Source organism: Pseudoclavibacter sp. RFBI5 (assembly GCF_002931395.1).
GTDB lineage: Bacteria > Actinomycetota > Actinomycetes > Actinomycetales > Microbacteriaceae > Pseudoclavibacter.
Map to the genome: position 1 here is coordinate 80,297 of NZ_PSYA01000007.1, position 23,059 is coordinate 103,355.

Consider the following 23,059-nt stretch of genomic DNA (forward strand, 5'->3'; position numbering starts at 1 on the left):
ACGAGACAAGCGATGGGCCCGGCCGAATCGGCCGAGCCCATCGCTCGCTGGTGCAGCGGGAGCGCTACTTCTTGGCGGTCGGGAGGAAGATCGCGCCGGTCGTGACGTCCTCATCCAGTGCCTCGAGCGTGCGTCCACGAGTCTCGGGGATCTGCGTCGCGACGAAGAGCAGCGCGAGCACGCCGACTCCCGCGAACACGAAGAACGTGCCCGTGATGCCGAGCGCATCCACCACCGAGGGGAAGTACAGCGAGATGAAGCCGTTCGCGACCCAGAGGGCGAAGATCGAGACGCCCATGCCGATGCCGCGCATGTGCAGCGGGAAGACCTCGGAGAGGTAGACCCAGACGGCCACGTTGAGGAACGTCTGCATCGAGCCGACAAACGCGACGACGAGGAACAGGATGACCCAGGGCCGCAGCGGGTTGCCCGGCTCGAGGATCATGGACGAGAAGCCGATGAGCAGGTGGCAGGCCGTCGTGAGCGAGAAGCCGATGACGAACGTCTTGCGGCGGTCGAACTTGTCCATGTAGGAGAGGGCGATGAAGGCACCGACGACGGCGATGATGCCGGGGGCGATGTTGGCGATGAGCGCCGCGCTCGAGTCGAAGCCCGACTCGATGAGCACGATCTGGCCGTAGTACATGATCGAGTTGATGCCCGTGAGCTGCTGCGCGACACCAAGCCCGATGCCGACGAGCAGGATGCGGCGGAGCCACTTGTTGCCGAGGATGGCCTTGAATCCGACCTGCTTCTCCTGGCCCTCTTCGAGGGCGACCTTCTCGACCTGGGCGAGCTCTGCTTCTGCGCGCTCGGGGGAGCGGACGGTCTTGAGGACCTCGAGGGCCTCGGCGTCGCGGCCCTTCTCGACGAGCCAGCGCGGTGACTCCGGCATGCGCAGCATGCCGAAGAACAGGCAGATCGCCGGGATGGCGCAGATGGCGAACATGATGCGCCAGACGCCGTCGAGGTGCCCGAGGGTGTTGCCGAGGATGGCGTTGATGACGAACGCGGAGAGCTGGCCAATGACGATGGCGGCTTCGTTGCGACCCGAGATGGACCCGCGGATCTCGTACGGGGCGAGTTCGGCGAGAAAGACCGGCACGACCGTCGAGGCGCCACCGACGGCGAGGCCGAGGAGGATGCGGCCGACGACGAGCACTTCGAAGTTCGGGGTGAAGACGACGACGACGGTGCCGAGGAAGAAGAGCACGGCGAGCATGATGATCGTCTTGCGGCGGCCCCAGCCATCGGAGAGGCGGCCGCAGAAGATGGCGCCGATGGCGGCTGCGAAGACCAGGGAGCTGGTGACGACGCCCTCGGTGAGCGGCGTGAGGCCGAGCTCCTCGGTCATCGGGTTCAGTGCGCCGTTGATGACACCCGTGTCGTAGCCGAAGAGGAGACCGCCGAAGCACGCGACGATCGAGATCAGCCCGAGCCGCGAACGGTGCGGCCCAGCTGTGAGGGGCGGAAGTGATTTCTCGGCGGTGTGGCCCGCCGGGTGCGATGAGGCCATTTGGACGTCCTTGTCATGGATGCTGCGAGGTGGAGCGAGGTTCTGCGTGGTGCTGCGGGGTGCGTTTTCTGCGAACGCGTGTCTTGATGGTAACCGAAGAATGACGTGATGTGAATATGTCCTGACAAATATTCCGGGAGAGCGTGTGGCCCCGCAGCTCAGAGCTGCGGGGCCACACGGTGTCAGGAGGAGGCGACAAGCTCCCGGATCTTCTCGAGCTGGAACTTCGAGACCTCGTCGGCCCGTTCGTCTTCGGCGAAGACGTTCGAGACGATGAGCGCGTCCTCACGGTCGAGGTAGCCGATCTGCTTCAGCGTCGTGAACAGCTCCGCGAAGTCGACATCGCCGTCGCCGATGCGCAGGTGCTGGTGGATGCGCGCCTCGTTGCCCGGAGGGTTCGAGATGTAGCGCAGCCCGTGCGAGCGGTGATGGTCGAACGTGTCCGCCGTGTAGACGGCGCCCAGGCGCTCGCCCAGCTCGGGGAGCAGCGTCGTCGCGCGGTCGCCGTAGTGGAAGGTGTGCGAGGCGACGTACACGAAGCCCACGTTCTTGCTGTTGAGCCCGCGGATGACGCGCCAACCCTCAAGCCCGTCCTCGACGAAGTCGTTGGGGTGCGGGTCGATGTTGAGCTGGATGCCCTCGCGCTCGAGGATCGGCAGGAGCGTCTCCATCGAACGGTGGAAGGCGTCCTCCGACTCGTTGAAGTGGGCAGGCTCACCGCTGAACTCCGTGTTGATCACGGGGATCTCCAGGATCGAGGCGAGCTCGATGACGCGAGTGAAGTTGCGCACCGCGGCGAGGCGACCCGCCTCTTCTGGGCCCGAGATGCGCTGGACCGGGAGGATGGCGGGGATCGTGACGCCGGCATCCGCTGCGCGCTTCTTGAACTTCAGCGCGTACTCGTCGTCGGCCGACGGGTGGCGGAAGAACCACGAGAAGTCGGGGTGCGGCGTGATCTGCAGGTACTCGTAGCCCAGGCGGGCAGCGATATCCGGGAAGTCGAGGAAGCCGGCGTCGTGGTGGAACGGCGTCGGGTCCAGGGCGATGCGAACCATGGTGACTCCTTATGCCTTGTCGTAGAACGCGGGGCGCTCGACCTGCTGGACCTCGACGATGCCCCCGTCGAACGCCTTGACGCCCGCCTCGCAGGCCAGGGCCACGCGGTAGCCGTGGAACGCGTCAGGGCCGTCGATGGTGCCGCGGGCGACCGCGTCCACCCAGCGCTGGATCTGCACGTCGTAGGCCGCAGCGAAGCGGGTCACGAACGAGCGGTGCTCCTCCTTCGCGAACGCACCGTCCGACCAGGTCTGCACGCCGTTGGCCTGGCCGATGCGCGCGAGGCCGTTCGAGAAGACGGCCTCGGTCGCGACCTGGTAGCCGAACTTGATGCTCACGTTCATCTCGACGTCGACGAGGATGCCGTTCTCGAGCTCCAGGAGCACGAGGATCGGCTCCCGCAGTCGCTCCGGCGAGTTCGGGTTGCGGCGCATGTACTTGATCTCGATGCTGCGGATCTCGCTGCCCGCGAGCCACGGGATGACGTCGAGCTCGTGCACCACCGAGTCGTTGATGAGCATGTCCTGCGTGTACGTCTCGGGCACGTCGGGGTTGCGGTGCACCGCGCGGAGGGCGAGGAGCTCGCCGGCCTCGCCAGAGGCGATGATCTCGCGCAGGCGGGCGTACTCGGCGTCGAATCGGCGCATGAAGCCGAGCTGGATGAGGGGCCGGTCGGATGCGGCCATCTCGGCCTCGACGACCCGGAGCGAGGACGCGGAGTCGGCGGTCAGGGGCTTCTCGCACAGGATGGGGAGCTTCGCCGCGAGGGCGGGCAGGAGGACGGGCTCGTGGAACTTGCCCGGCGTCGCGATGACGACGGCGTCGACGGCGTTCGCCGCGATGGCGTCCTCGATGCTCGTGAACCACTGCGCCCCCGGGGCGTTCTCGAGGGCTGCGGTGCCGCGTCCCTCGTCGGGCTCGATGACGGCGGAGACGATCGCGCCGCTAATGCGCTTCGTGATGCGGGCGATGTGGTCGGCGCCCATGAGGCCGGCGCCGACGACGCCGACGCGGAGGTCAGTTGAAGTCATGGTGATGGTTCCTCTTCTTCAGGTGCTACTTGGCGCGGGCCGCGGGCGTGGAGCCGCAGATGTGCTTGAGCGTGCGCTCGGCGATCGGGTACGGGCGGTCGGCCGAGCAGCCGAACATGTCCTGCTCGACGATGCCGAAGATGTTCGGGTCGATCTCGGCGGCGCGGGCGACGATGGGTCCGAGCTCCGGGATGCCGTTCGGGGGCTCGACCATGATCATGTCGGCGGCCGCTTCCGCCCACGACACGTCGTTCTTGAGCACGTCGAAAAGCTTGTCCGGGTCGACCTGCTTGAGGTGCAGGTAGCCGATGCGCTCGGGGTACGCGTTCATGAGGCGGAGGCTGTCGCCGCCGTAGTAGGAGAAGTGGCCCGTGTCGAGGCAGAGGTTCGTGTACCTGGCGTCGGTCTCGGTCAGGAGCCGCTCGACCTCGCGGTACGTGCCCACGTGGCTGTCCGCGTGCGAGTGGAACTGCTGCTTGACGCCGTACTCCTCGAGGAGCGCCTTGCCGAGGCGGTCATGCCCGGCCGCGAGGCGCTTCCACTGCTCGGCGTCGAGCGTGCGTGCCTCCTTGGCCTGGCCCGTGATGTCGTCGCGCCACATGTCTGGGATCGTCACGAGGTGCTCTGCGCCGAGCTTCGACGCGAGGCCCGCGACGGCGATGGCCTGATCCCAGGCCCGCTGCCACTGGCTCTCGTCCTCGTTGTGGAAGCCCGTGAAGACGGTTCCCGCGGAGAGCTTGAGGCCGCGCGACTCGAGCTCGTCGGAGAGCTGGTCGGGGTCGGTGGGGAGGTAGCCGTACGGGCCGAGCTCGATCCACGTGTAGCCGGCCTTGACGACCTCGTCGAGGAACGTCTGCCACGGGATCTGGCCGGGGTGGTCGGGGAGCCAGATGCCCCAGGAGTCAGGTGCGGTACCGATTCGGATGCTCTGCGACATCGTCGTCTGCTTTCTGTAGAGGGTCGTTCGTGTGCGGTTGGAGGAGTGCTTGCGGCGGGTCGGTCAACCGAGCAGCGGCCGCTGTGCGGCCTTCTGCTGCAGGTAGTCCTCACGCGCGCTCTTCGTGGAGTCGAGCGTGGAGGTCTCGGCGACCGGCACGTCCCACCATCCCTCGCCGTCGGGGGCGTAGAGGAGGGGGTCGCTGTTGATGTGGATGAGCGTGGAGGTGTCGGACGCCTTGGCCTTCGCCATCGCCTCGCGCAGCTCGCCGATGGCGTTGGCGCTCGGCTCGATCTCGATCGTGTCGATCCCGTAGCTGCGGGCGTTCGCCGCGAGGTCGACCGGGAGGATCTGCTCGCCCTGGAAGTTGGAGCCCGCCTCGTCGAAGGCGCGGTACCAGGTGCCGAAGCGCTCGGAGCCGACCGTCTCGGAGAGGTGTCCGATGGAGGCGTAGCCGTGGTTCTGGATGAGCACGACGATGATCTTGATGCCCTCGGCGACTGCGGTGACGAGCTCCGTGTGGAGCATGAGGTACGAGCCGTCGCCGACCATGACGATGACGTCGCGGTCGGGGGCAGCGCGCCGCACACCCATGCCTCCTGCGATCTCGTAGCCCATGCAGGAGAACGCGTATTCGACGTGGTATCCGAGCGGGTCGCGCACGCGCCACAGCTTGTGGAGGTCGCCCGGCAGCGATCCTGCCGCCTGGACGATGACATCGCGGGGGTCGCTGGACTCCTGGACGGCGCCGATGATCTCGGACTGGCCGGGCAGCTCGAGGCCGCTCGGCTCGAACGCCAGGTCGACGGCCGCATCCCACTCGGTCTTCTGGGCCGCGATCTGCCGCGAGTAGTCATCGCTCACGCGGAAGCCGGAGAGTGCCCCGATGAGCTTCACGAGCGTCTCGCGCGCATCCGCGACGACGGGCAGCTGCGAGCCGTGCTTGTAGGCGTCGAACGCGGCGACGTTGATGTTGACGAAGCGCACGCCGTCGTTCTGGAAGACCGTGCGGCTGGCCGTCGTGAAGTCGCTGTAGCGCGTGCCGATGCCGATGACGACGTCGGCCTGCGCGGCGAGGCGGTTCGCGGCGGTCGTTCCGGTCGCGCCGATGCCGCCCAGGTACTGCGGGTGGTCCCAGTCGAGGGCACCGCCGCCGGCCTGGCTCGTGCCGACGGGGATGCCGGTGGCCTCGACGAAGGCGCGCAGTTCGTTCTCGGCACCCGAGTAGATGACGCCTCCGCCGGCGACGATGATCGGGTTCTTCGCGTTCCTGATCGCCTCGACGGCGCGCGCGAGCGGGCCGGCTTCCGGGAGGGGGCGACGGATGTGCCACTCGCGCTCCTCGAGGAAGGCGAGCGGCACGTCGATGAGCTCCGCCTGCACGTCCTCGGGCAGCGCGATCGTCACGGCGCCGGTCTCGGCGGGGTCCGTGAGGACGCGCATGGCGGCGAGCGCGATCGAGTACAGCTGCTCTGGGCGCTGCACGCGGTCGAAGAAGCGGGAGAGGGGACGGAACGCATCCGTCACCTGGATGCCCGTGTCGTGCGGGAACTCGAGCTGCTGCAGGACGGGGTCGGCGACGCGCGTCGCGAACGTGTCGCTCGGCAGGAGCAGCGCGGGCAGGCGGTTCGCGGTGGCGAGTGCAGCGCCCGTGAGCATGTTGGCGGCGCCCGGTCCGACGGATGCGGCGCTCGCGTACGTCGCGCGGCGCCGGCGCATGCGCGCGTAGCCCACCGACTGGTGCACCATCGCCTGCTCGTTGCGCGCCTGGAAGTACGGCATGAGGCTCGGGTCCTCGACGTTGGCCTGCTTGAGCGCCTGGCCGATGCCGGCGACATTGCCGTGGCCGAAGATTCCGAACATGCCCGGGATCGTGCGCTCGCGCACGTCGCCGTCGACGGTGTACTGCTTGCCGAGGAACTCGACGAGGGCCTGGCCGACGGTCATTCGCTTGGTTGACATCTGCGTCATTTCCTTTTGGTGGAGCTGGTTGCTTGGAGAAGGCTGGCGGGTTACTCGGTGCCGTACGGCAGGCGGGAGTCGAACTCCTGGGAGGCCCACTGCTCGCGCACCCAGCCGTGGGCGGGGTCGTCGCTGATGAGCCATTCGCGTGCCTCGTCGGGGCCCGCCATGACGTTCAGGTAGTACAGGTCGTACCCGGGGGCCGCGACGGCGGGGCCGTGGTAGCCGAAGGGGACGAGGGCGATGTCTCCGGTGCGCACGATCTCGTTGATCGAGATCTCGCCGGCCGGCGACGTGTAGGTCGCGAACATGCCGAAGGCGTCAGCGCCCTCTGGCACGGTGGCGTTCTTCGTGGGCTCGCTCTCGAAGTAGTAGATCTCCTCGAGGCGGCTCTCGTGGCCAGGGTGGTGCTCGTCGTGCTTGTGGGGCGGGTACGACGACCAGTTCTCGGCCGGTGTGATGACCTCGCACACGATGAGCTTGGCAGCCTGCAGGGAGCCGGGGATGCCGAAGTTCTGCACCTGGCGGCTCGAACGACCGGCACCGCGGAGCTCCACGGGCACGTCGCTCTTGCGGAGCACCTGGAACGGGAAGACCTGAGCTGTCGGCGCCTCGGCGACGGCGACCCTGCCGTTTCCCGTGACCACGGCGCTGGTGCCGACGGGAAGGTAGGCGACGTCCGCCGGCCCGTCGAAGACCGAGGCACGGCCCTCGAGCTCGACGGATGCGGGCGCATCCGCTCCGTCGAGCTCGAGGGACGCGTCTCCGCGGAGGGGGATGACCATTCGCTCAATGTCGCCTGCGGGCAACTCGAGGCGCACACCATCGGAGAGGTCTGCGACTCGGATGCCCGTGTGTTCCCAGCCGGGGAGCGTCGCATCGACGACGCTCTCCCAGCCGTCTCGCGAGAGGGCTCCGCGGGCCCTGAACCAGGTGTTCTCCGCAGCGTCCCGAGAGGGTGCTGATGTGTGTGAGGACATTGCTCGTGAGTCTTTCTGGTGAATGGTCGTGGTGGGGCGGCTCGTGGTGCTGTGTCGGCTAGTCGTTTTCGGGGAAGCCGAGGTTGATGCCGCCGTGCTTGGCGGGGTCGAGCCAGCGGCTGGTGACGGCTTTCTCGCGGGTGTAGAAGTGGAAGCCCTGGAGGCCGTAGGCCTTGGAGTCGCCGAACGCGGAGTCTTTCCAACCGCCGAAGGAGTAGTAGGCGACGGGGACGGGGATGGGCACGTTGATGCCGATCATGCCGACCTGGATCTCGTTCTGGAAGCGGCGGGCGGCGCCGCCGTCGTTGGTGAAGATCGCGGTGCCGTTGCCGAACTGGCCGGTGTTGATGAGCTCCACGCCTTCCTCGAAGCTCTTCACGCGCACGATGCCCAGGACGGGGCCGAAGATCTCTTCCGTGTAGGCGCGGCTGGTGGTGGGGAGGTTGTCGATGAGGGTCGGGCCGAGCCAGAACCCGCCCTCGGCGCCTTCTGCCGTGATCTCGCGCCCGTCGACGAGCACGTCGGCGCCGTCGTCGTGGGCGATCTGGATGTAGGAGGCGATCTTGTCGCGGTGCACTTCCGAGACGATGGGGCCCATGTCGGGCTCGGCGTGGGTGTCGGTGGGGGTGCCGTCACCGATGCGGAGCTTCGTGATGCGCTCCTTCACCTTCTCGATGAGCTGGTCCGCGACGGGTTCGATCGCGAGGACGATGCTGATGGCCATGCAGCGCTCGCCCGCGGAGCCGTAGCCGGCGTTGATGGCCTGGTCGGCGACGAGGTCGAGGTCGGCGTCGGGGAGCACGAGCATGTGGTTCTTCGCGCCGCCGAGGGCCTGCACTCTTTTGCCGTTCTTGGAGGCGGTCTCGTAGATGTACTGCGCGATGGGGGTCGAGCCCACGAAGCTGATCGCGGCGACGTCGTCGTGGTTGAGGAGGCCGTCGACGGCCTGCTTGTCGCCGTTGAGGACGTTGAAGACGCCGTCGGGCAGGCCTGCTTCTTTCCAGAGTTCCGCGAGCCAGATCGCGGCGGAGGGGTCTTTCTCGCTCGGCTTGAGGACGACGGTGTTGCCGACCGCGATCGCGATGGGGAAGAACCACATGGGGACCATGGCGGGGAAGTTGAACGGGCTGATGATGCCGACCACGCCGAGGGCCTGCTTGATGGAGAACACGTCGACGCCGGTCGAGGCGTTCTCGGTGAAGTCGCCCTTCATGATGTGGGGGAACCCGGTCGCGAGCTCCACGACCTCGAGGCCCCGCTGGATCTCGCCAGCGGCGTCGGAGACGACCTTGCCGTGCTCGGAGGTGATGATGCGCGCGAGCTCCAGCTTCCGCTCGTTCAACAGCTCACGGAACTTGAAGATGATGTTCTGGCGCTTCGCGATCGAGGTGTTCGACCAGCCGGGGAATGCGGCCTTCGCGGCGGCGATCGCTGCGTTGATCTCCGCGTCGTCGGCGAGAGCGACGTTGCTCGTCGCGGTGCCGAGGGCGGGGTTGAAGACGGGCGAGGTGCGCGTGGGCGTCGAGGTCGAGGAGGCGCCGTTGATCCAGTGCTGGATCGTGGGCAGAGCAGTGTCAGTCATGGATCTTCCTTCGCTGTGGTGCGCCGGCCGGGAGCGGCGCTGGTGGATGCGGCAGCTGCCGCGACGAGAGGGTGTTGGGGGTCCGAGCTCAGCTCGGGGTGTGCACGAGGCTCGCGGCCGTGTCGACGGCGGCAGCGACGTCGCCATCGGCGGGGTAGAGGAGCGTGCGGCCGACGACGAGCCCGCGAACACCGGGGAGGGCGAGGGCGTCGGCCCACTTGGCGTACACCGCCTCCTGGTCGCCGTTCGGCTCTCCGCCGAGCAGCAGGGTCGGGAGTGTCGTCGCCGCCATGACGCGTTCCATCTCGGGGACGACGGGCAGCTTCATCCAGGTCGAGCCCGAGCTGTTGCCGAGGCCGGAGGTGATGGCGATCGAGTTGATGACGGCGTCGGGGGAGAGGTCGTTGACGATCCGGCCGTCCTTCCACTCGCTCATGAACGGCTCGAGCATGATCGGGAGGGATGCCGCCGCTGCATCGTCGACGGCGCGAGCGTTGGCCTCGAGCGTCGAGACGGTGCCCGCATCCGCGAGATTCACCCGGACGAGCGTCTTCGCGAAGTCGATGCCGTCGCGAACCATCGAGTCGACGTCGTAGCCCGTGAAGCGGTCGTCCATCTCGAAGCTCGCGCCGCGGAGTCCGCCACGGTTCATGGAGCCGACGATGAGCTTGTCGTCGAGCACGCCGAGCAGGGCGAGGTCGTCGATGATGTCGGGCGTGCCGAGCACGCCGTCCACGCCGGGGCGGGACAGGGCGAGCGCGAGCCGGTCGAGCAGGTCGTAGCGGTCGGCCATCGCCATGGCGTCGTCACGGACGCCGAGGGCACCACGTGCCGGGTGGTCGGCGGCGACGAAGAACAGTCGGCGATCCTCGGGGAGCAGCGACGAGCGCCGGACGCGATTGGCGAGGGCCGCCCGCAGCGCGGAGGGGCCGTCGGCTCGAGCGTCACGGAGCCGCTCGAAGGCCGCGTCGTCGAGGATCCGGTAGTGCTCAGGCAAGGGAGTTCTCCTTCAGGATCTCGTCGACCTCCGCCGTCGAGGGCATCGCGGTCGAGCATTCGAGTCGCGACGCCACGATGGCTCCCGCGACGTTCGCGAAGCGCAGGATGTGCTCGAGGTCCCACCCGGCGATGAGCCCCTTGCAGAAGGCCCCGCCGAAGCTGTCGCCGGCTCCGAGGCCGTTGACGACGTCGACGAAGTGCGTCGGCACCTCGATGGAGCCCTCTCGGGTCTTCGCCAGCACGCCGCGGGGGCCCTGCTTGACGACCGCGATGTCGACGCCTCGCTCGAGGAGCGCATCAGCGGCGCGCTGCGGCTCGGTCTCGCCGACCGCGACCTCGCACTCCTCCTTGTTGCCGATGGCGATGGTCGACTGCGCGAGGATGGGCTCGATGGCGGCCGTCGCCGTGGCCGCGTCCGGCCAGAACATGGCGCGGTAGTCCAGATCCAGGATGGTGTGGTCACGGCGAGCGCGAGCTGCGAACGCCGCGTGGTGGGCCGCGCGGCTCGGCTCCTCGGAGAGGCCGGTCACGGTCGCCCAGAAGATCTTGGCGTCACGGATCGCGTCGAGATCGAGCGTCTCGGTCTCGATGTTGAGGTCCGGAGCCTTCGGCTGGCGGTAGAAGTAGAGGGGGAAGTCGTCCGGGGGGAAGATCTCGCAGAACGTGACCGGGGTCGCAAGCGAGTCGTCGCGGGTGACGAAGTCGCTCCTGACGCCGAGGCGCTCGAGCTCGCGGACGATGTACCGCCCGAAGGGGTCGTCTCCCGTGCGGGTGATGACCGCCGAGCTCAGTCCGTGCTTGGCTCCGGCGACGGCGACGTTGGTCGCGCTGCCGCCGAGGAACTTCCCGAAGGTCGAGACGTCCTCGAGCCCGACTCCGGTCTGGAGGGGGTAGATGTCGACGCCGACACGACCGAGCGTGATGAGGTCGAGGGGCGACGTAGCTGTTGTAGTGGTCATACGGCTCTGTACAACTTTCAGTCCGATGGTGAACGAGGACGAGAGTCAGCATACACCTAATGTCCTGACAAAGTAACAAAGTCTGGCGGAGAGGCTTCGAGACCCGCCGAGGGCCGCGTCAGGCCTTGAGCTCGGCGATGAGGGAGTCGACGACGGGCACAAGCGCGCCGTCGTGCTCCTCGGCGACGCGGCGCTGGCGGTCGCTCGACGAGCCGCTCTCGATGATGTCCGCGATCGCTGCGAGCTCGTCAGCGCAGCCCAGATCCTCGGCGACTCGCAGGTAGTCGCCCTGGATGCGCTCGGCGAGCACCTCGGTCACGGGGCGCTCGTTGCCCTCCGCATCCTCGATGATGATCGCGTCGAGCCCGTAGCGCGCGGCGCGCCACTTGTTCTCACGGACGAACCACGAGGGGAGCCGATCCGTGTCGTGCCCCGCGTCGAGCTGGCGAGACGCGTGCTCCACGATCACGTGGTTGAGCGCGACCATGGCCCCGAGCTCGCGGAGGTTGGTCGCCCCGTCCGAGATGCGGATCTCCACCGTGCCCCACTGTGCTGACGGGCGCACATCCCAGCGCAGCTCCTGCACCTCGTCGACGATGCCCGTGCGCAGCACATCGTGCGCGACGCGCTCGTAGTCCTCCCATGTCTCCATCTCCGGCGGGAGGCCGCCGGTCGGGAGCTGCTGGAAGATCATCGTGCGGTGGGAGCTGAACGTCGTGTCCTCGCCCTGCCAGTACGGGCTCGACGCGGAGAGGGCGAGCATGAGCGGGTAGTTCGCCAACGCGGCTCGCATGATCGCCGGGACCTTCCGGCAGTCCTCGACCCCGACGTGGGTGTGCACGCCCCAGATCGCGAGCTGCCCTCCCCAGCGGCCGGATCGCTCCGCGACCATGCGGTAGCGCTCGCCGGGCGAGCGCTGCTGCTCGCGCCACTTTGAGAACGGATGCGTGCCGGAGCCGATCACGCCGGCACCCGCGGCGTCCGCGGCGCCCAGCAGCTCGTCCCTGAGTCCCCGGAGCTCGCCGACCGCCGACCCCGCCGAGCGGTGCACGCCCGTCACGAGTTCGACGGTGTTCGTGAGGAACTCCTTCGTGAACCGCTCATCGTCGAGACGAGAGATCAGTTCATGGCCGATGCCGGTCAGTTCGCGCGACGCAGCGTCGACGATACCGAGCTCCCATTCGACACCGAGTGTCGAACGCTCTGATGAGGCGAAACGCATGGTTGAAGCGTAGACGCACCAGGGCCCGCGGCGTGTCTGCATTGCGGCCCGATCCGCATCCGCCGCAAGATAGAGGGAGGAGTCGGGCGACGGCACGCGCCGCCCGAGATCGGAGGCCCCATGCGCTACTCGGATGCCCTCGCAGAACTCGCCACGACCGGGGCCCAGGACTTCGTGCCCTACGTCATCGGCGCCGTTCTCCTCGTCCTCGTGGGTGGGATCATCCTCTTCTTCGTGCAGCGCAGACAGCGCCGAGCGGAGCGCGCGAATGAGGCTTCGATCGACCCGCAGAGTCGTTCGGGGTCCGGCGACGATTCTGCGGTTGGCTAACTGGCCGAGAATCTGCCAAACTAGGCAGTTGAGCCTCGTGGGCTCGACCCTCTAATCCGGCCCACGGTTCACCATTGAGCTCTGCCGAGTGTGCCCCACGCCCTCCGGCTGTCGTTCGCCGATACACACACCATCAGGAGACACGTGGCTGTCAAAATTCGTCTGAAGCGCCTTGGAAAGATCCGGGCACCCTACTACCGCATCGTCGTCGCCGACTCGCGCACCAAGCGCGACGGTCGCGTCATCGAGGAGATCGGCAAGTACCACCCAACCGAGAACCCCTCGTTCATCGAGGTCGACTCCGAGCGTGCACAGTACTGGCTGAGCGTCGGCGCACAGGCCTCCGAGGCCGTCGTCGTCCTGCTCAAGCTCACGGGCGACTGGGGCAAGTTCACGGGCGAAGGCTCGACCGAGAACCAGGTCAAGGCACCCGAGGCCAAGGCTCCGTTCGTGGCAGACGCCGGCAAGAAGCCGGTCCTCCGCCCGAAGGCTGAGCCGAAGGCAGCTCCGGCCGCTGAGGTCACCGAAGAAGCAGCGACCGAAGAGGTCGAGGCCTAGTCATGCTCGCTTCCGCGCTGGAACATCTCGTCAAGGGAATCGTCGATCACCCCGACGATGTCCGCGTGGACCGCAGCACGGCTGCACGCGGCGAGGTCCTCGAAGTGCGTGTGCACTCCGAGGACCTCGGCCGCGTCATCGGTCGCTCCGGGCGCACCGCCAAGGCGCTGCGTACCGTCGTGACCGCCCTTGCCGATGGCCGCCGAGTCCGCGTCGACGTAGTTGACGACTGAGGTGGCAGGCAAGAAGAAGGGCATCACCGAGCTCCGAGTGGGGCGGCTCACCAAGGCCCACGGCCTCAAGGGTGCCGTCAAGCTCGAGCTCTTCACCGACGAGCCAGCCCGGCGCTTCGTGCCCGGCGCCAGCTTCAGCCTGCAGGTGCCCGCCGAGAGCGAGTGGCACGGCAAGAGCCTGGAGCTCCAGGAGCTCCGCTGGTACAACGGCCACCCGGTCGGATTCTTCGTCGGGGTCTCCGACCGCACAGCGGCCGAGAGCCTCGCCAAGGCGATCCTCTGGGTCGACTCCAACGACGCTGAGGAGCTCGAAGACGACGCCTGGTACGACCACCAGCTCGTCGGACTCGACGTCCAGCGCGAGGGCGTCTCCGTCGGCCAGGTCGTCCGCGTCGAGCACTTCCCTGCACAGGACCTGCTCGTCGTGAAGACCGCAGACGCGGAAGTGCTCGTCCCGCTCGTCAAGGCCATCGTCGCCGACGTCGACCTCGAGGCCGGCATCGTCAGCGTCACGCCCCCAGGTGGCCTCTTCGAGGAGATCGAGGAGTCACCCGCCGAGGCGCCGGCCGAGGCTGCTGCCGACAAGGCCGAGCCCGTCGCTGCCGAGACCAAGACCAAGACCGAGGCCGAGTAACCGAGCCTCCACCATCCTCACGTCTGCGCGCCCGCGATCAACCGCGGGCGCGCATCCGCTTAAGCTGGAGCCCATGCGCGTCGACATCGTCACCATCTTTCCCGAGTTCTTCCAGGTGCTCGATGTCTCCCTGCTCGGCAGGGCCAGGCAGGACGGCATCATCGACGTCCGAGTGCACGACCTGCGCGACGCGACGACCGACCGGCACCGCACGGTGGACGACACCCCCTACGGCGGTGGCGCCGGCATGGTCATGAAGCCAGAGCCCTGGGGGCAGACGATCGACAGGATCCTCGACGAGACCGCCGACGCCGAGACGGCTGCTGGCACCAACGCCGCAGCCCAGGAGGCGGGCGATGGCGACACCAGGCCCCTCGTCGTCTTCCCATCACCCGCCGGAACGGTCTTCACGCAGGCGACCGCTCGGCGCTACGCGCTCGAGAAGCACATCGTGTTCGGCTGCGGGCGGTACGAGGGCATCGACCAGCGTGTCTTCGACGACACCGCGCAACGCGCCAGAGTCGAGCTCGTGAGCCTCGGTGACTACGTGCTCAACGGGGGAGAAGTGGCCGTCACGGCCATGATCGAGGCCTTCGGTCGCCTGGTTCCCGGGGTCGTCGGCAACCCGGAGTCGCTCGTCGAGGAGTCGCACGAGGACGGCCTGCTCGAGTACCCGAGCTACACGAAGCCCGCCGTGTGGCGCGGCCGCGAGGTGCCAGAGGTGCTCCTGAGCGGGCACCACGCGAAGATCGCCACCTGGCGCCACGAGCAGCAGATCGAACGCACGCGACGCGTCCGCCCCGAGCTGCTGCCGCCCGAGGCCCGCTAGCAGCTCGGCGCGCTAGCTGCGCGCCGTCAGGACGATCGGGTCGCCATCGGTGATCACGACGGTGTGCTCGCTGTGCGCGCCGCGCGAGCCGTCTGCGCTGCGCAGCGTCCAGCCGTCCGCGTCCTGGACCAGCTTGTCCGTCGTCTCGAGGAACCACGGCTCGATGGCCAGCACGAGGCCCGGCTTGAGCGGCATGCCCCGGTTGGCGCGCCCGCGGTTCGGAACACTCGGCTCCTGGTGCATGGTGCGGCCGACTCCGTGGCCGCCGAATTCGACGTTCACGGGGTAGCCGGCGTTCTTCGCGACCTGGCCGATGGCGTGGGAGATGTCGCCGAGCTTGTTGCCGGCGCGCGCGGCCTCGATGGCCGCATCCAGTGCCACCTCCGTCGTCGCCACGAGGCGCAGGTCCGCCTCACGGGGCGTGCCGACCGCGACGGTGATGGCCGAGTCGCTGACCCAGCCGTCGACCGCGACCGCGAAGTCGAGCGTCAGCAGGTCGCCGTCCTTGAGGGCGTAGTCGTGGGGAAGGCCGTGCAGGACGGCGTCGTTGACCGACGTGCAGATGACCTTGCCGAACGGCGAGTTGCCGAAGGAGGGGTGGTAGTCGATGTAGCAGCTCTTCGCGCCGCGCTTGGTGATCAGCTCGTGCGCTCGAGCATCGAGCTCGAGGAGGTTCGTGCCGACTGCGGCGCTCTGCGAGAGCTCGCTGAGCACCTCGGCGACGAAGCGCCCCGCAGGTCGCATCTCTTCGATTTCCTTCTGGGTGCGCAGCTCGATCATCCGACAATCGTACCGGCGCTCGCGCCGTGAGCGAACGATCTGCCTCCGCTCGGGAACCTCCCGTAGCGTTGGCACATGGGCATCGGCCGACTCGTCTACCGCGCACTCCTCCCCGCGGCGCTCTTCCTCGCCGCCTGGCAGTTCGTGGGGTGGCTCATCCTCGGCGCCCCGGTCGGGCGATTGTTCGTCTTCGGATTCGCGGGTCTCGCGGCCGTCGCCGGGCTCCTCATCCTCTCCGCGAACTTCTGGCTCAGGCCCGACATCCGCGAGTCCAAGGCCCTGCAGCTGCGCGATGTCCCCCTCATCGTCGTGCCCTGGCTGCTCTGGGCGGTCGGAGCCGTGGTTCCCGACGCTCCAGGGCTGTGGGTGCTCGCCGCGGCGTTCCTGTCCATGGTCGTCGCGGGCTCCGTCGCGCGCAGGCGACTGACGGCTGTCGTCCAGGAGCGGCTGGCCGCCGCGCAGACCGCGGGTCCGCAGGCGAATCCGTTCGGCCTGTTCGGCGGCATGCCCGGCATACCGACCCCGGGGATGCCCGGGGCGTCGGGGCGGGGAGGGTCGCCCGCGGGAGGTGGGGGAGCATCCGGACCAGATGCCGGAAAGGTCATCACCCTCGACCCCGACCCGGAAGAGCGCAGCTGAGCGCACGTTCCGCTCGGCGTTCGCATTGCGGGCGTCTGTCGGGCGTGGTTTACTAGATCCTTGTGCCGCGGCTCGACTCTGCCACAGGGGACGAGAGCACTTCGCGATGCACGCCAACCTCTTCACTGACCTTCGCAGCCGACCTGTGGCGACTGCAGAGAGCGAAATCATGACCAACGTTATCGACGTCATCGACGCAGCATCGCTGCGCAGCGATGTCCCAGACTTCCGCCCCGGCGACACCGTCAAGGTGCACGTGAACATCGTCGAAGGCACGCGCTCGCGCGTCCAGGTCTTCCAGGGTGTCGTCATCGCTCGTCAGGGCGCTGGCGTCCGCGAGACCTTCACGGTCCGCAAGGTCAGCTTCCAGGTGGGCGTGGAGCGCACGTTCCCCGTGCACACCCCGGTCATCGAGAAGATCGAGATCGTCTCCCGCGGCGCCGTGCGTCGCGCGAAGCTCTACTACCTCCGTGGTCGTCGTGGCAAGGCTGCGAAGATCCGCGAGAAGCGCGACAACTAGGCTTCAGCAGTAGGCGAATGGCTCCCCATAGCGGGAGCCATTCGTGTCGATCCGGACGAAACATCACAACCGCCACGGCGGACCGAGCTTGAGGGGGCGCCATGGTCGACGCGAGTGCGCGCGATCGCCGCGCTCCGTCTCACGGACGAGCGCCGCACGAGGGCAGGCACCGCCTCGGTCGCACCGATCGCCCTGCGGGACTGGGCGCGTCCGAGATCGCCGACGCGCCCATCCACGCGACGGGCCTCATCGCCGCTGATGAGCCCGCGCCGGAGCGCACCGGCCGTCTCGGCAAGGCGATGCTCTCGTTCGCGCGCGACCTCGTCATCGTCGCGGTCCTCGCGATCGTCATGTCGATGCTCATCAAGACCTTCCTGCTGCGGCCCTTCTACATCCCCTCCGCGTCGATGAACGACACGCTCGTCGTCGAGGACCGCGTCCTCGTCAACCTCCTCGTCCCGGACATGATCGGCATCGAGCGCGGGGACATCGTCGTGTTCGAGGATCCGGGCGGATGGCTCCCGGTCGTCGCGCCGACGGAGAAGACCGCGTCGCAGGCCGCGGTCGACGGCGCCCTCGAGTTCGTGGGCCTCAAGCCGGAAGAGACGAGCAACCACCTCATCAAGCGGGTCATCGGGCTGCCTGGCGATACGGTCTCGTGCTGCAACGAGTACGGCCAGGTGCTCATCAACGGGCTGCCGATCGGCGAGCCGTACCTGCTGCTCCAGGACGGGCAGGCGGCCTCCGGGCTGCCGTTCGACGTGACCGTCCCGGAGGGGCACCTCTGGGTCATGGGCGACAACCGCTACAACTCGGAGGACTCCCGGTACCACCAGGACGAGCCGGGAGGCGGCTTCGTGCCCGTCGACGACGTCGTCGGCAAGGCGTTCCTGCTGAACTGGCCGCTCGATCGCTTCACCTTCCTCGGCAACTACCCCGAGGTCTTCGACCGCGTCCCGGAGCGGACGGACCAGGAGTGACACCACCCGTCGACCCCACGCTCGACGTCGAGCGAGAGCTGCTGCTCACCGCCCCCGTCGTCATCGGCGTCGACGAGGTCGGGCGCGGAGCCATCGCCGGGCCCGTCGCTGTCGGAGCCTGCGCGATCGACGCCGCCAGGATCGAGCTCGGGGCCCCGGCGGGCGTCCGCGACTCGAAGCTGCTGAGCGCGAAGCGCCGGCTCGAAGCACGCGCGGGCATCGAGGCGTGGGCGATGAGCGTCGGCGTCGGGTACGCGAGTGCCATCGAGATCGACGAGCGCGGCATCACCGCCTGCCTCGGGGCCGCCGCCAAGCGGGCGCTCGCCGAACTCCACGCGAGCGGGGTCCCGGTCGCGGACGCCGTCGTGCTGCTCGACGGCTCGCACGACTGGCTCTCGCCGTGCCTCTCGACGCCGCTCCGCGTCGTGGTGCGCCCGAAGGCCGACCGGGACTGCACCTCGGTCGCTGCAGCGTCCGTGATCGCGAAGCTGGAACGCGATGCCCTCATGGTCTCGGCGGGTGAGGCGCATCCCGAATACCTCTGGGAATCGAACAAGGGATACGGCAGCGCGGCCCACCTCGCGGCGATCGCCGCGGCAGGCCCGAGCGAGCTCCACCGGCACACCTGGCTTCGCGCCGCGACCCCGTAGACTGGGCGGATCATGGACGACGAGAATTTCGACGATTACGAGCGCGAGCAGGAGCTTTCCCTGTTTCGCGAGTACCGCGACGTCGCGGGGCAGTTCAAATACGTGATCGAGACCGAGCGCCGCTTCTACCTTGCGAACAGCGTGGACCTGGTGCGGCGCGACACCGAGCACGATTTCTACTTCGAGCTCACGATGAAAGACGTGTGGGTGTGGGACATCTACCGTTCCGACCGCTTCGTCAAGCAGGTTCGCGTGCTGACGTTCAAGGACGTCAACGTCGAGGAGACGGGCTCGAAGGAGTTCGAGCTTCCCAAGGAACTCGCACTCGACGAATAGCGGGCGCGCGGCGACGCGCCGAGTGGACGCTGATGTCGGTGGTCCGTGGGAGCCTCGTGGAGTGACAGAGACGATGATTCCCGACGCCACCGCATCCGCAGCCACTCAGATCCTGAGGGCGCTTGTCGGCAGAGACGACGCGGTCTTCCACGACGGACAGCTCGAGGCGATCTCGGCGATCGTCGACGAGCGCCGACGAGTCCTCGTCGTGCAGCGCACCGGCTGGGGCAAGTCGGCCGTGTACTTCATCTCGAGCCTCATGCTGCGTGCCCGCGGCGCCGGGCCGACGATCCTCATCTCGCCGCTGCTCGCGCTCATGCGCGACCAGGTCGAGGCCGCGAGTCGCGCGGGCGTGCGGGCGGTGTCCATGTCGTCGGCGAATGCGCACGAGTGGGCGAGCATCCGAGAGCAGCTCGCCGCCGACGAGATCGATGTCCTGCTCGTCTCACCCGAGCGTCTCAACAACCCGGAGTTCCGCGACACGCAGCTGCCGGAGCTCCTCAACCGCACGGGTCTTGTCGTGGTCGACGAGGCGCACTGCATCTCCGACTGGGGTCACGACTTCCGGCCCGATTACCGTCGCATCGCGTCCCTCATCTCCGGGCTCGGCACCGACATCCCCGTCCTCGCGACGACGGCGACCGCGAACGAACGCGTCGTCCACGACATCGAGGAGCAGCTCGGCCGCAGCGGCATCCTCACGATCCGCGGCCCGCTCGCGCGAGCCAGCCTCCGACTCGGCGTGCTCCGACTCGGCAACGCTCGTGAGCGGCTGGCGTGGCTCCTGCAGCACCTCGATGAGCTACCGGGATCCGGCATCATCTACACCCTCACGGTCGCGGGGGCCGAAGACACGTCAGCGGCCCTCCGGGAAGCGGGAATCCACGCGCCCGCGTACACGGGCAAGACCGACCCAGACGAGCGCGAGCGCCTCGAGGGCGCGCTGAAGCGCAACGAGGTCAAGGCCCTGGTCGCCACAAGCGCCCTCGGCATGGGGTTCGACAAGCCCGACCTCGGGTTCGTCGTGCACCTCGGGGCACCGTCGTCGCCCGTGGCGTACTACCAGCAGGTCGGCCGAGCCGGTCGTTCGAGCGCGTCGGCCGACGTGCTGCTGCTGCCGGGCGAGGAGGACCGCGCCATCTGGGAGTACTTCGCGACGGTCTCTATGCCGGACGAGGAGCGCGCGCAGGCTGTCCTCGGCGCGCTTGGCGGCTCGCCGCGGTCGACGGTCGCGCTCGAGTCGGCGGTCGACCTCCGACGCTCTCGCCTCGAGCTGCTGCTCAAGGTGCTCGACGTCGACGGCGCTGTGCGACGCGAGCAGGGCGGCTGGGTCTCGACCGGCCAGCCGTGGAGCTACGACGGCGAGCGCTATGCCCGTATCGCCTCGGCCCGATCGGCGGAGGCGCAGTCGATGATCGACTACGAGCGCACCGACGGCTGTCGCATGGAGTTCCTGCAACGTCAGCTCGACGACTCGACCGCGGCGCCGTGCGGGCGCTGCGACAACTGCGCGGGCGTCTGGTTCGACTCGACGACGGATGCGGCGGTGCAGGCGAGAGCGGGGGCCGCGCTCGATCGTGTCGGCGCCGACATCGCGCCGAGGCGGCAATGGCCGAGCGGCATGGCGAGCCTGGGTGTCGACCTCAAGGGGCGCATCCCCAAGGAGGAGCAGGCGTCAGAGGGCCGGGTGCTCGCGCGCCTCAGCGACCTCGGCTGGGGAGGTCCGCTGCGTGAGCTGTTCGACTCGGCCGGGCCGGAGACGACCGTGACGGGGCCGTTGCTGCAGGCGTGCATCCGCATCCTGTCCGAGTGGAAGTGGGCGGCCCGGCCGCAGGGAGTCGTGTTCGTTCCCTCGCGCTCGAGGCCCCGCCTGAGCGCCTCGCTTGCCGAGGGCATCGCCGGTGCGGGGCGTCTGCCGCTGCTGGGGTCGCTTGATCTGGTTCGCGGCGGGCCGGCGGGCCAGCCGGGTGGCAACAGTGCGTTCCGGCTCTCCAGTGTCGAGGGACGTTTCTCGGCGGGGTCGCTCGATATCCCGGCGGGGCCCGTGCTCCTCATCGACGACTTCGTCGACAGCGGTTGGACCATGACGGTCTGCTCGCGTGAGCTCCGCCGTGCGGGTGCGAGCGCCGTGCTGCCGCTGGCCCTCGCGCAGCGCGGCTGACCGGGCCGAACGACCGCCGGGGACCCGCGTTCCGGGCCGCATTCCTTCCGGCGTCGGTCGGCGACTCTGCTGACGCTCGTCCTGTGGACGCCCGGCACTCCACAGCGGCTGGTCTCAACGTGGGCGAGCGGTGCGTGGCGGTCCAGACTCCCGGCAAGGGAGGTGGTGCGGATGCGTGCCAAGGATCAGCTGGGGCGGCTCGGGGAGAATCTCGCGACCGCGTATCTCGAGGAGCGCGGCCACGATGTGCTCGAGCGGAACTGGCGGTGCCGCGAGGGGGAAATCGATGTCGTCTCGCGTCGAGGCGGGTTCATCGTGTTCACGGAGGTGAAGGCGCGGCGGTCGACGGCGGCGGGGCATCCGCTCGAGGCGATCACGCCGACGAAGCTGGCCCGTATGCGGCGGCTGGCGGGGCTCTGGATGCTCGCGCACCCGGACGAGCGCGGTGCGATGCGGCTCGACGTGATCGCGGTGATCGCCCCGAGCGATCGCACGCCGACGGTGCAGCACGTCGTGGGGGTGGGCGCGTGACGCAGGGCACGGTCGGCCACTCCGTGGCGATCGCGCTCGAGGGGCTCGGCGGGGAGCTCGTCGAGGTGGAGACGCAGATCAGCCCGGGCTTGCCGTTCTTCAAGCTCGTCGGGCTGCCGGACACTTCGCTGGGGGAGGCGCGCGAGCGGGTCAGGGCGGCGCTGCAGAGCTCGGGATGCCCGCTGCCGGCGAGCCGCGTCGTCACGAACATGTATCCCGCCTCGTTGCGCAAGCACGGGGCCGGCTTCGACCTCGCGATCGCGGTGTCGTTCCTCGCCGCTGCCGGGATCATCTCGGCCGAGTCGCCGACGCGCGCGGTGCACATCGGCGAGCTCTCCCTCACCGGGCAGGTGCGGGCCGTCGTCGGCGTCCTGCCTGCCGTGGCCGCCGCGCGAGCCGCGGGCTTCGATACCGTCGTCGTGCCTGCGGACTCGAAGGCGGAGGCGGAGCTCGTGGAGGACATCCGCGTCGTCGCCGTCACCTCGCTGCGGGCCGTGGCGCTGCACTACGGGGCCGATGCGGACGAGCTCACCGAGGAACTCGAGTATCCCTCGAGCTCGGCAGGGCGGTCCGTCGCGGTGCGGGAGCGCGAGCGCAGCGAGGATCCGACCGGGGCGCTCAGCGCGGGGTCGGCGCTGGATCTGTCCGATGTGGTCGGCAGCGACGCCGCTGTCCGGACCCTCATCATCGCTGCCGCAGGCGGCCACCATCTGCTCATGCTGGGACCGCCGGGCGCGGGCAAGACCATGCTCGCGGAGCGACTGCCCGGCATCCTCCCCGACCTCGAGCCGGAGGCCGCCGTGACCCTGGCCGCGGTGCGCTCGCTCAGAGGGATGCCGCTCGCCGCGCGCCTCGACCGCAGGCCGCCATTCGAAGCGCCCCACCACACCGCTTCGGCCGTCGCGCTGCTGGGCGGTGGAAGCGGCCTGATCAGGCCAGGTGCCATCTCGCTCGCGACGGGCGGGGTGCTCTTCCTCGACGAGGCGCCCGAGTTCGCGCGCCACACGCTGGACTCGATGCGCCAGCCGCTCGAGAACGGCGTCATCGAGATCCATCGCGCCCAGGGTCGGGCGGCCTACCCCGCCGAGATGCAGCTCGTGCTCGCCGCGAACCCCTGCCCCTGCGGCAACCACGGCGACCCCGACGCGGAGTGCCGCTGCGATGCCTCAGCCCCACGACGCTATCTCGCTCGTCTCTCCGGTCCACTGCTCGACCGAATCGACCTCCAGCTGCGGGTCGAACGCGTCTCGGCCGCCCGGGCCCGACTCGTGGACCACGAGGCGCAGCTGGGCCACGCCGGGCAGGAAGCCGCGCATCCGAGCATCAGCACAGCCACGGCGCGCGGGCTGGTCGAAGAAACTCGCGGACGCGCCAGGAGGCGACTCGAGTCGACGCCGTGGACGATCAACGCCCGAATCGTCTCGCGATGGCTGCGCGCCCCAGAGCACCGCCCGAGGCGCGACGCCTACGCACCCCTCGCAATCGCGCTCGAACGCGGGCAGGTCACGATGCGCGGACACGATCGTGTCCTCCGGGTCGCCTGGACCATCGCCGACCTCGACGGAGCATCGCGCCCGGAAGTCCACCACGTGCACGAAGCGCTGTCCTATCGAATCAGACTGGGGTAGGTGGAG

General features: G+C 68.7%; 24 protein-coding genes. 13 read left to right on the plus strand and 11 right to left on the minus strand.

Going from position 1 to position 23,059, the window contains the following annotated elements; genetic code table 11:
- Positions 1 to 64: 64 nt before the first annotated feature.
- The 10 genes from C5E06_RS05310 to C5E06_RS05355 all read right to left on the minus strand — a co-directional run bounded on the left by C5E06_RS05310 (position 65) and on the right by C5E06_RS05355 (position 12,244).
- Entirely contained in the window at positions 65 to 1,537 is a 1,473-nt protein-coding gene (locus C5E06_RS05310) for a sugar porter family MFS transporter (protein WP_104240648.1), read from the minus strand.
- 161 nt (positions 1,538 to 1,698) lie between these two features.
- A complete protein-coding gene (locus tag C5E06_RS05315; protein WP_104306225.1) occupies positions 1,699 to 2,571 on the minus strand; it encodes a sugar phosphate isomerase/epimerase in 873 nt (290 codons plus the stop codon).
- A 9-nt stretch (positions 2,572 to 2,580) separates the two neighbouring features.
- Positions 2,581 to 3,603, minus strand: coding sequence for a Gfo/Idh/MocA family protein (locus C5E06_RS05320; protein ID WP_104306226.1), 1,023 nt, complete (start codon positions 3,601 to 3,603; stop codon positions 2,581 to 2,583).
- Positions 3,604 to 3,628: 25 nt separating this feature from the next.
- Entirely contained in the window at positions 3,629 to 4,540 is a 912-nt protein-coding gene (locus tag C5E06_RS05325; RefSeq protein WP_104240651.1) for a sugar phosphate isomerase/epimerase, read from the minus strand.
- Positions 4,541 to 4,603: 63 nt separating this feature from the next.
- Positions 4,604 to 6,502 (minus strand): 3D-(3,5/4)-trihydroxycyclohexane-1,2-dione acylhydrolase (decyclizing), encoded by a 1,899-nt coding sequence (iolD, locus tag C5E06_RS05330; RefSeq protein WP_104306309.1) that lies wholly within the window; start codon positions 6,500 to 6,502, stop codon positions 4,604 to 4,606.
- A 50-nt stretch (positions 6,503 to 6,552) separates the two neighbouring features.
- On the minus strand, positions 6,553 to 7,482 hold the full coding sequence (iolB, locus tag C5E06_RS05335) for a 5-deoxy-glucuronate isomerase (protein ID WP_104306227.1): 930 nt from the start codon (positions 7,480 to 7,482) through the stop codon (positions 6,553 to 6,555).
- Between the two features lie 58 nt (positions 7,483 to 7,540).
- Positions 7,541 to 9,064 (minus strand): CoA-acylating methylmalonate-semialdehyde dehydrogenase, encoded by a 1,524-nt coding sequence (locus C5E06_RS05340; protein ID WP_104306228.1) that lies wholly within the window; start codon positions 9,062 to 9,064, stop codon positions 7,541 to 7,543.
- A gap of 88 nt (positions 9,065 to 9,152) precedes the next feature.
- Positions 9,153 to 10,061, minus strand: a complete 909-nt coding sequence (locus tag C5E06_RS05345; protein ID WP_104240669.1) for a deoxyribose-phosphate aldolase — start codon at positions 10,059 to 10,061, stop codon at positions 9,153 to 9,155.
- Entirely contained in the window at positions 10,054 to 11,022 is a 969-nt protein-coding gene (gene iolC / locus C5E06_RS05350; protein WP_104306229.1) for a 5-dehydro-2-deoxygluconokinase, read from the minus strand. The genes C5E06_RS05345 and iolC overlap by 8 nt, the downstream gene beginning before the upstream one ends.
- Before the next feature lie 118 nt (positions 11,023 to 11,140).
- A complete protein-coding gene (locus tag C5E06_RS05355) occupies positions 11,141 to 12,244 on the minus strand; it encodes a glutamate--cysteine ligase (RefSeq protein WP_219819501.1) in 1,104 nt (367 codons plus the stop codon).
- A 120-nt stretch (positions 12,245 to 12,364) separates the two neighbouring features.
- Between C5E06_RS05355 and C5E06_RS05360 the strand changes: the two genes are divergently transcribed.
- The 5 genes from C5E06_RS05360 to trmD all read left to right on the plus strand — a co-directional run bounded on the left by C5E06_RS05360 (position 12,365) and on the right by trmD (position 14,828).
- The gene (locus C5E06_RS05360) at positions 12,365 to 12,574 is read left to right on the plus strand and encodes an LPXTG cell wall anchor domain-containing protein (protein ID WP_104306231.1); all 210 of its coding nucleotides are present in this window, start codon (positions 12,365 to 12,367) and stop codon (positions 12,572 to 12,574) included.
- Between the two features lie 144 nt (positions 12,575 to 12,718).
- Positions 12,719 to 13,132 (plus strand): 30S ribosomal protein S16, encoded by a 414-nt coding sequence (gene rpsP, locus C5E06_RS05365; protein ID WP_104240673.1) that lies wholly within the window; start codon positions 12,719 to 12,721, stop codon positions 13,130 to 13,132.
- Positions 13,133 to 13,134: 2 nt separating this feature from the next.
- A complete protein-coding gene (locus C5E06_RS05370; protein ID WP_068484100.1) occupies positions 13,135 to 13,365 on the plus strand; it encodes an RNA-binding protein in 231 nt (76 codons plus the stop codon).
- A 1-nt stretch (position 13,366) separates the two neighbouring features.
- Positions 13,367 to 13,999, plus strand: a complete 633-nt coding sequence (rimM, locus tag C5E06_RS05375) for a ribosome maturation factor RimM (protein ID WP_258067514.1) — start codon at positions 13,367 to 13,369, stop codon at positions 13,997 to 13,999.
- 73 nt (positions 14,000 to 14,072) lie between these two features.
- Positions 14,073 to 14,828, plus strand: coding sequence for a tRNA (guanosine(37)-N1)-methyltransferase TrmD (gene trmD, locus C5E06_RS05380; RefSeq protein WP_104306232.1), 756 nt, complete (start codon positions 14,073 to 14,075; stop codon positions 14,826 to 14,828).
- Between the two features lie 12 nt (positions 14,829 to 14,840).
- Here the strand turns inward: trmD and map are convergent, their stop codons facing one another.
- Positions 14,841 to 15,608, minus strand: a complete 768-nt coding sequence (map, locus tag C5E06_RS05385; protein ID WP_104306233.1) for a type I methionyl aminopeptidase — start codon at positions 15,606 to 15,608, stop codon at positions 14,841 to 14,843.
- A gap of 75 nt (positions 15,609 to 15,683) precedes the next feature.
- Here map and C5E06_RS05390 point away from each other — a divergent pair, with 75 nt between their 5' ends.
- The 8 genes from C5E06_RS05390 (at position 15,684) to C5E06_RS05425 (ending at position 23,053) form a co-directional block, all read left to right on the plus strand.
- Positions 15,684 to 16,247, plus strand: coding sequence for a hypothetical protein (locus C5E06_RS05390; protein ID WP_104306234.1), 564 nt, complete (start codon positions 15,684 to 15,686; stop codon positions 16,245 to 16,247).
- A 169-nt stretch (positions 16,248 to 16,416) separates the two neighbouring features.
- Positions 16,417 to 16,767 carry a 50S ribosomal protein L19 gene (gene rplS / locus C5E06_RS05395; protein WP_068484112.1) on the plus strand — a complete coding sequence of 117 codons (351 nt, stop codon included), beginning with the start codon at positions 16,417 to 16,419 and terminating at the stop codon, positions 16,765 to 16,767.
- Positions 16,768 to 16,868: 101 nt separating this feature from the next.
- On the plus strand, positions 16,869 to 17,747 hold the full coding sequence (lepB, locus tag C5E06_RS19545) for a signal peptidase I (protein WP_104298826.1): 879 nt from the start codon (positions 16,869 to 16,871) through the stop codon (positions 17,745 to 17,747).
- Positions 17,744 to 18,397: a ribonuclease HII gene (locus C5E06_RS19550; RefSeq protein ID WP_258063791.1), complete on the plus strand. Its 654-nt coding sequence runs from the start codon at positions 17,744 to 17,746 to the stop codon at positions 18,395 to 18,397. The genes lepB and C5E06_RS19550 overlap by 4 nt, the downstream gene beginning before the upstream one ends.
- Before the next feature lie 12 nt (positions 18,398 to 18,409).
- Complete coding sequence (locus C5E06_RS05410; RefSeq protein WP_068484088.1) at positions 18,410 to 18,733, plus strand: DUF2469 family protein; 324 nt, start codon at positions 18,410 to 18,412, stop codon at positions 18,731 to 18,733.
- A 73-nt stretch (positions 18,734 to 18,806) separates the two neighbouring features.
- Positions 18,807 to 20,894, plus strand: a complete 2,088-nt coding sequence (locus C5E06_RS05415) for a RecQ family ATP-dependent DNA helicase (RefSeq protein ID WP_104306235.1) — start codon at positions 18,807 to 18,809, stop codon at positions 20,892 to 20,894.
- 171 nt (positions 20,895 to 21,065) lie between these two features.
- Positions 21,066 to 21,425 carry a YraN family protein gene (locus C5E06_RS05420; RefSeq protein ID WP_104240678.1) on the plus strand — a complete coding sequence of 120 codons (360 nt, stop codon included), beginning with the start codon at positions 21,066 to 21,068 and terminating at the stop codon, positions 21,423 to 21,425.
- A complete protein-coding gene (locus C5E06_RS05425; protein ID WP_104306236.1) occupies positions 21,422 to 23,053 on the plus strand; it encodes a YifB family Mg chelatase-like AAA ATPase in 1,632 nt (543 codons plus the stop codon). The genes C5E06_RS05420 and C5E06_RS05425 overlap by 4 nt, the downstream gene beginning before the upstream one ends.
- Positions 23,054 to 23,059: the final 6 nt, after the last annotated feature.

Bases quoted from the DNA above. Each gene is read 5' to 3' on its own strand.
- C5E06_RS05315 (WP_104306225.1), bottom strand. From the start codon at position 2,571: ATGGTTCGCATCGCCCTGGACCCGACGCCGTTCCACCACGACGCCGGC.
- C5E06_RS05320 (WP_104306226.1), bottom strand. From the start codon at position 3,603: ATGACTTCAACTGACCTCCGCGTCGGCGTCGTCGGCGCCGGCCTCATG.
- C5E06_RS05325 (WP_104240651.1), bottom strand. From the start codon at position 4,540: ATGTCGCAGAGCATCCGAATCGGTACCGCACCTGACTCCTGGGGCATC.
- iolD (WP_104306309.1), bottom strand. From the start codon at position 6,502: ATGTCAACCAAGCGAATGACCGTCGGCCAGGCCCTCGTCGAGTTCCTC.
- iolB (WP_104306227.1), bottom strand. From the start codon at position 7,482: ATGTCCTCACACACATCAGCACCCTCTCGGGACGCTGCGGAGAACACC.
- C5E06_RS05340 (WP_104306228.1), bottom strand. From the start codon at position 9,064: ATGACTGACACTGCTCTGCCCACGATCCAGCACTGGATCAACGGCGCC.
- iolC (WP_104306229.1), bottom strand. From the start codon at position 11,022: ATGACCACTACAACAGCTACGTCGCCCCTCGACCTCATCACGCTCGGT.
- C5E06_RS05355 (WP_219819501.1), bottom strand. From the start codon at position 12,244: ATGCGTTTCGCCTCATCAGAGCGTTCGACACTCGGTGTCGAATGGGAG.
- C5E06_RS05360 (WP_104306231.1), top strand. From the start codon at position 12,365: ATGCGCTACTCGGATGCCCTCGCAGAACTCGCCACGACCGGGGCCCAG.
- C5E06_RS05370 (WP_068484100.1), top strand. From the start codon at position 13,135: ATGCTCGCTTCCGCGCTGGAACATCTCGTCAAGGGAATCGTCGATCAC.
- trmD (WP_104306232.1), top strand. From the start codon at position 14,073: ATGCGCGTCGACATCGTCACCATCTTTCCCGAGTTCTTCCAGGTGCTC.
- map (WP_104306233.1), bottom strand. From the start codon at position 15,608: ATGATCGAGCTGCGCACCCAGAAGGAAATCGAAGAGATGCGACCTGCG.
- C5E06_RS05390 (WP_104306234.1), top strand. From the start codon at position 15,684: ATGGGCATCGGCCGACTCGTCTACCGCGCACTCCTCCCCGCGGCGCTC.
- rplS (WP_068484112.1), top strand. From the start codon at position 16,417: ATGACCAACGTTATCGACGTCATCGACGCAGCATCGCTGCGCAGCGAT.
- lepB (WP_104298826.1), top strand. From the start codon at position 16,869: ATGGTCGACGCGAGTGCGCGCGATCGCCGCGCTCCGTCTCACGGACGA.
- C5E06_RS05410 (WP_068484088.1), top strand. From the start codon at position 18,410: ATGGACGACGAGAATTTCGACGATTACGAGCGCGAGCAGGAGCTTTCC.
- C5E06_RS05415 (WP_104306235.1), top strand. From the start codon at position 18,807: ATGATTCCCGACGCCACCGCATCCGCAGCCACTCAGATCCTGAGGGCG.
- C5E06_RS05420 (WP_104240678.1), top strand. From the start codon at position 21,066: ATGCGTGCCAAGGATCAGCTGGGGCGGCTCGGGGAGAATCTCGCGACC.